Source organism: Allocoleopsis sp., assembly GCF_036703385.1.
Classification (GTDB): Bacteria; Cyanobacteriota; Cyanobacteriia; order Cyanobacteriales; family Coleofasciculaceae; genus Allocoleopsis.
Genome location: NZ_DATNPA010000762.1, coordinates 21,099 through 27,446 on the forward strand (window position 1 = coordinate 21,099; position 6,348 = coordinate 27,446).

Annotated in this window: 6 protein-coding genes; 2 read left to right on the forward strand and 4 right to left on the reverse strand. The window is 47.7% G+C overall.

The window, feature by feature from the left end; translation table 11 throughout:
* Nucleotides 1–187 precede the first annotated feature (187 nt).
* The 4 genes from V6C93_RS35750 to V6C93_RS35765 all read right to left on the reverse strand — a co-directional run bounded on the left by V6C93_RS35750 (nt 188) and on the right by V6C93_RS35765 (nt 4,809).
* Nucleotides 188–1,762 (reverse strand): hypothetical protein, encoded by a 1,575-nt coding sequence (locus V6C93_RS35750; RefSeq protein ID WP_333481454.1) that lies wholly within the window; start codon nt 1,760–1,762, stop codon nt 188–190.
* 98 nt (nt 1,763–1,860) lie between these two features.
* Entirely contained in the window at nt 1,861–3,438 is a 1,578-nt protein-coding gene (gene mgtE / locus V6C93_RS35755) for a magnesium transporter (RefSeq protein ID WP_333481455.1), read from the reverse strand.
* Nucleotides 3,439–3,477: 39 nt separating this feature from the next.
* Entirely contained in the window at nt 3,478–4,302 is an 825-nt protein-coding gene (locus V6C93_RS35760) for an SDR family oxidoreductase (protein ID WP_333481456.1), read from the reverse strand.
* Between the two features lie 21 nt (nt 4,303–4,323).
* A complete protein-coding gene (locus V6C93_RS35765; RefSeq protein WP_333481457.1) occupies nt 4,324–4,809 on the reverse strand; it encodes a glutathione peroxidase in 486 nt (161 codons plus the stop codon).
* Between the two features lie 345 nt (nt 4,810–5,154).
* On the opposite strand from V6C93_RS35765, the gene V6C93_RS35770 reads away from it, so the two are divergent.
* Nucleotides 5,155–5,367: an HNH endonuclease signature motif containing protein gene (locus V6C93_RS35770; protein ID WP_333481458.1), complete on the forward strand. Its 213-nt coding sequence runs from the start codon at nt 5,155–5,157 to the stop codon at nt 5,365–5,367.
* A gap of 150 nt (nt 5,368–5,517) precedes the next feature.
* The gene (locus V6C93_RS35775) at nt 5,518–6,234 is read left to right on the forward strand and encodes a TrkA family potassium uptake protein (protein WP_333481459.1); all 717 of its coding nucleotides are present in this window, start codon (nt 5,518–5,520) and stop codon (nt 6,232–6,234) included.
* Nucleotides 6,235–6,348: the final 114 nt, after the last annotated feature.

Genomic DNA, 6,348 nt, shown 5'->3' on the forward strand with positions numbered 1-6,348 from the left:
ATATGTTTTACCTGAACCTTTAGGGCCAATAATGATATATAGTATTTTCCTCATTTTCTTATTATCTCTAATATCAGGGTCGGTGAATTACTCATCATAAAATTCTGTTCTTAGTAGGTACTTTAGTGCCGATCACAAGAGAATTAAAGTCCTCACTACAAACTCTTACAGGGAACCTCGGTGAACTCTAATCCCGTTGCCAGATTTTAATCATGCTATCTGCACCGCCACTAGCCATCCATTGACCATCTGGACTGATAGCAACAGCCATTACTGAAGCCAGTGAATCATCGCGGAGAATCCCTAATGGTTGACCCGTCCTGAGATGCCAAATCATCACAGTTCCGTCCGCACTAGCACTGATTAAAGTGGGCATATCCGCGCTAAAAACCACTGACATCACCGGTCCTGTATGACCTTTCAATATACTCAGAAGTTCTAATGTTTCTAGCTTCCACAACTTAATATTTCCATCAGCGCATCCCGCTGCCAATATTTCACCATCTGGCGTCATGGCGAGAGAACACACGGAGCTCAGATTACCGGTGAGAGTGATAGCAGGAGAAGGGTTGATTTCTCCATCCGTAGTATCCAGCAGCTGTAAGTGAATGATTCCATCACCCCCTGCACTGGCAAGGGTTTGTCCATCAGAACTCAGGGCGATCGCACATACCTGTCTAGTCCACTGGCTCACATTACCCAAAAATTCTCCCGTATCCAAACGCCAGAGCTTGATGGTTTCATCTAAACTACCACTAATCAGTGTTTGACCATCCTCACTCATGGCTAGCGATCGCACTGAGCTAGTATGACCTTTCAGGGTGCCAATCAACTCTCCTGTATCCAGACGCCATAAGTGAATCTTCTCATCAAAACTACCGCTAGCTATGATTTTCCCATCCGGACTAATTGCCAGACACAGCACTCCCTTGGTATGGTTCGAGAGAGTGTGGAGAAGTTCTCCAGTTGCTAACTGCCACACCTTAATCGTCTTGTCAAAGCTGCCACTAACCAGAGTTTGCCCGTCTGGAGTGATGGCAAGGGCATGAATCCAGTCTGAATGTCCTGTTAAGGTGTTTAAAAAACTCCAAGTTGGGGGAGGGAGTAATAAATCGGACGGTTCTTCGACAGGAATAGATTCCTGGAAGGGTGCCAAAGTTGGCGATTCTACAGGGATAGTATGAGTGGGAGCTGACGTGAAAGGCTGGAATTCGCTAACAACTGGCACGCCTTCGGGTTGAAGACTGGAAACTGGCTGTTGAGGCTGATCACTTCGGCTGTGTGTAGTATCCGTTAGCTGACGCTCCATCCAATGCAGTTCCGCCGTCGTTGACGCGATCACTTCCTCCAAACGTTCTACTCTGGAGGGAAGTGAGGCACTATTCAGGTATTGCACAATGCTATTGAGAGATTCCTCTAAACCTGCCAATTGTCCTTTGAATTGGATAATTTTCAACGCGCTGGAGTCAAGTTCAGAGGATTCTATCTGAGCCAGATACTCTGGAATCTGAGCTTTTAACGAGGCGATCGCTTTTTCTAGCTGCTGTTCGTGTAAGGTATAGTTCTCTTGTTTCAGTTGTCGCTCTAGCTGATTGATCGTCACCGTCAGCCGACGCTTCATTTGTTCTTCTAAGCGGAGACGATTCAGCAGGTTCAGTAGCAGTGCGATCGTAACAGGAACAGCGGCATAGAGAAGCTGCCCTGTCCTTACGGCGATAACCCAGCCAATAATAGAGGCAAGGATGACTATAAATTCTATCATCAGTAGACGGTGCTTCAACATTTAGCCGCTCTGGCTATTGACGCTCCGCCAGACCCCTTGGTTTAGATAATAATCTGAGAAGTTACACTTATCTGTGTTTAAAGTCCTAAAACCATGCGGGCAATAGAGAAATAAATCAGGACACCTAAAACATCAACCGCTGTAGTGATAAACGGGGCTGACATTAAGGCGGGATCGAAACCAAAGGAACGGAACAGAAAGGGCAATGCTGAACCGGCAACAGAAGCAAGAATTGCGATCGCCACGAGACTCACGCCTACCGAGAGAGCCACAAAGAAATTTCCTTGTAACAAGTAAGCCCATAGTGTCGCGACGCTTCCCAAAGTTGTTCCCAACAGTGCGCCTGCCAGTGCTTCTCGAAACACAATTTGAGCAACTCCCAAATCCCGAATTTCATCCGTATTCAAACCCCGAATCACCACGGTAGAAGATTGAGCACCCACATTCCCGCCAGTGCCTGTAAGTAGGGGAATAAACGCCGCTAGAGTGACGACTTGCTGCAAGACATCTTCTTGGGAGCGGATAATACTACCCGTAACGGTATTGGTGAGTAGCAAGACAAATAGCCAAACCACCCGCTTTCGAGCTACTGCGAATAAATTGGTTTGAAAATAATTGTCACCCTCGGACTGTACACCACCCCCTAACGCATAGATATCCTTGGTAGTTTCTCTCTCCAAAATATCGATCACATCATCAACCGTGATAATGCCGACTAAACGCTCTTCCCGATCTACGACAGGCACCGCGAGAAAATCGTAACGTTGAATCAGTCGTGCCACTTCCCCTTGGGCTGTATCCGTGTGAACATAGACGACATCGCGAGTCATAATTTCACCCAGAGTTTGCTCAGGCTGGGACGTGACTAAATCCCGTAATGAGACAATTCCACTCAGGTGCTGTGACTCATCGGTGACATAGAGGTAATAAATAATCTCGCTGGCATTGGCTAAACTGCGTATTCGTTCTAATGTTTCGCTAACCGTCAAATTCTCTGTGAGGGAGATATATTCGGGCGTCATCAGTCGCCCCGCCGTATCGGCGTCGTAACCCAGGAGTTGGGAGGTTGCGGCGCGTTCCTCCGGACTGAGTTGTTCAACTAAAAGCCGGACGACTTTTGCTGGTAATTCATCAAACAGACGGGCGCGATCATCCGGCGACATTTTGTCAACGATGTCGAGAACTTCCTGCTGCTTGAATTTCTCAATCAACGACTCTTGGACATTAGAGTCAAGATACTCATAAACCTCGATCGCTTCATTTTTAGGAAGCAAACGAAATGCGATCGCCTGCATGGCTTCAGGTAACCCCTCGATCGCTTCAGCAATATCCACCGGCTGTACGGGTACCAGTAATGCTTTAGCCTCTTGAAGATTCCCTTGTTCCAGCAGTATTTGCAGTTGACTACCAACCTGCTGCCGCAACTCACGGCGTGATATCGTCTGGAGGGGAATTTGGTTTTCAGTCAATACAAGCCCCCTATTCAGTCCAAGGTTGAAGGTTTGAAGGTTGAAGATTTGAAGGTTGAAGGTTTGAAGTGTTGAAGGAGAACCCGTTTGCGTAGCGTTCCCCGCAGGAGTAGGGTAGAGGTAGGCTAGGTTGGAACCTATCAACTTACCAACTTTCAACTTACCAACTTTTAACCTGTAACCCATTACCCATTACCCATTACCTATTTACCCATTCCTCAACAATTACACACTAATTTGTGGATGATTTAACTGATACCCAGCATCTTTAATCTTCTGATTCTTCACTCTTGCATTGTAGGGTCGAACGCTCTTCGAGGAACAATCCCAAATCACTTGAGGTAAATGGTGCCGTTTACACACCCTATCTAGAAGTTCGCGAGTAGTGAGATGGGCATCATCCACGAGATTATAAATACCCTGTAGTTGATTAGAGCGAGCCAATTCGATCGCACCCACAATATCATCCAAATGCACCCAATTGGTGGCGTCATAACCATTACCCGGACGGGTTGTACCCGCAACTCCCCTAAATATTTTCACCAGTTCCCGCCCAGGGCCATAAATTCCACCGAGTCGCAGGATACAAACACTCAAGTTATCACTAGATGCCGAGAGTAAAACTTGCTCGGTTTGAGCGAGAATTTGCCCATTGGCGTTAGCGGGTGCAACAGGGGAGGATTCATCCACCCACGCCCCATCTCTATCCCCGTAAACCGCGTAACTCCCCGTGTAAATGAGCTGTCGTACCGTTGGCGATTGCTTGAGAACGGAGACTAAAGTTTGAGCGGTGTGCAGATACGTTTCTTCGTACATCTCAGCATTTCTTGCACCGGCACTCAACAGTACAATCTCTTGGTCTTGTAGCGCCGATTGTAAACCAACTGGGTCATTGCCTTTCACGACAACCACTCGCTGAGCATAGTCTTCAAGGGTATGGACATTTTCAGGCTTGGTCGTTGATGCGGTGACCACAAAGCCTAACTCATGACGCCAGTAATCTGCGATCGCTTTCCCCACATAACCACAGCCAATGATAGCAACCTTCATGGCGAAGCTTGACCTCTCCCGTTATTTGGCTAACTCTGTTTCAATCGCAGCAATCAATTCTGGAGATTCTGGCGTCACACTGCTCTTAAAACGAGCGACTATCTCACCTTGCTTACTCACCAAGAATTTCTCGAAGTTCCAAGCCACGTCTCCAGTTGGCTGTGCGGCTTGGGTAAGTCGAGCATAAAGAGGGTGTTGCTCAGCACCCTTGGCATGGACTTTATCCATTAATTCAAAGCTGACGCCGTAGTAAGTTGTGCAGAATTTGGCAATTTCCGCATTGCTTCCAGGTTCCTGCGCTCCAAAATCATTGCAGGGAAACCCCAAAATGCGTAACCCCGCTTCTTGATATTTCTGATTTAACTTTTCTAATCCAGCGTACTGGGACGTATAGCCACAGTAGGAAGCAACGTTAACGATTAAGAGAACCTTTCCTGCGTATTCTGATAGTGGCTTTTCCTTTGCATCCATCGTCTTCACGACAATGTCAGACACTGTGCTACTCATCTTGATCGGATTCCTGAGAGAGTGTAAATGATTGCTGATCGGGTATTCCAGACAGGGGTGGGCTTACCCTTGAAGTTATTAATCTTACCCTTAATTCGTCCCCTTGGGGTTTGTGATTCGACTCTGAAATCCTCTTAAAATGAATGTCACTGACTTAAAGGAAAAGTGATCGTTGTTTGGGAAAAACCCAGATTGGGGGGGTTCCCCCCAAACCCCCCACTGGGGGACGGAGTGCCTACCTAGAGACCCCCTGCACAAAGGTTGGTTGGTAAAGTAGGAAAGTGCTTAAGTCAGTGACATTCCCCTTAAAATGATGGTTAAGACCTTCCAAAAGGAGCGGTTGAGTTGCGGCGACGGTGTTTTACACACACTCAAAAACTTCTGATTCTGCGGCGTGCCGATTACCAGTGCCAACTGTGTGGCACACCTTTAACGGTAGAAAATTTCGAGGCTGACCACAAAATCCCTTTCTCCAAAGGAGGCGCAACCGAAGTGTGGAATGCTTTGGCGCTATGTGCCAACTGCAACAGACGCAAATCCGACCAATTCATTGACTGAGGTGCGGCTGTTTGAGGACAATGCTTCTGAACTTAGACCACGAGGCTAAGTTTTGGGGGTACTGCACCGAGCCGATGTTAAGCGGCGCATTAAGGGTAAACCAGTTTTATAGAGAACTGGGTGGTTTCGTTCTTAGGGTAAGAGTCAGCGATGTATGTCTTAATTGGTGGAGCAGGAATGATGGGGCTTGGCTTAGCCCAGCAGCTATTAAAACTCGGTCATACGGTTGCCATCATCGACACCGATCCGCTTGCCTGTCGCTTTGCTCGTGAAAAGATTGGAGTAATGGCATTTGAGGGTAGTGCCGTCAGCACAACTGTTCTGCTCGAAGCGGGAATCAAACAAGCGAACGCAGTTGTTGCAGCCCTCAGGGATGATGCGTTGAATTTAGCGTTGATTACCCTATCCAGGAGCTATGGCATTTCCCACATTGTCGTGCGGATGCGCGATCGCGAATTTCTCGAAGCCTACCGACTGGCTCAAGCTAGCCACATTATCAGCACGATTGATTTGGCGATCGCAACAATGGCAAATGCGATCGAATACCCCCAAGTCGAGTCGATGATGCACTTTGAGTTAGGGCAAGTCGAGGTGTTGAAGTTGCCCGTTCCAGGCGATTGCTATGTAGCCGGTCGAACCGTTGCCCAAATTGCTCAAGACCCTCGTTTCCCAACCAGTTCCCTAATTATTGGCTACCAGTGTCATTCCTGCGCCAATTTGGAGATTCCCAACGGCAATACCGTCCTTGAAGCAGGCTCTACCATTCTGGTCGTCACCCGCCCTGAGCTAGTCCACGCCATGATTGATTATCTCGGCATTCACGCTAGTCATCTTCCAACCGTAGAAGTTTCTCATCCAAATCTTTGATGAAAGGTTGAACCAAATCTTCTGGAACAATTCGTTTGCGGAGGGCATTGCTAACTGCCCCCTTTTCCGCCAGAAGCAATCGCCGTCGAATCGCATCTAGCCCACTACTATCGC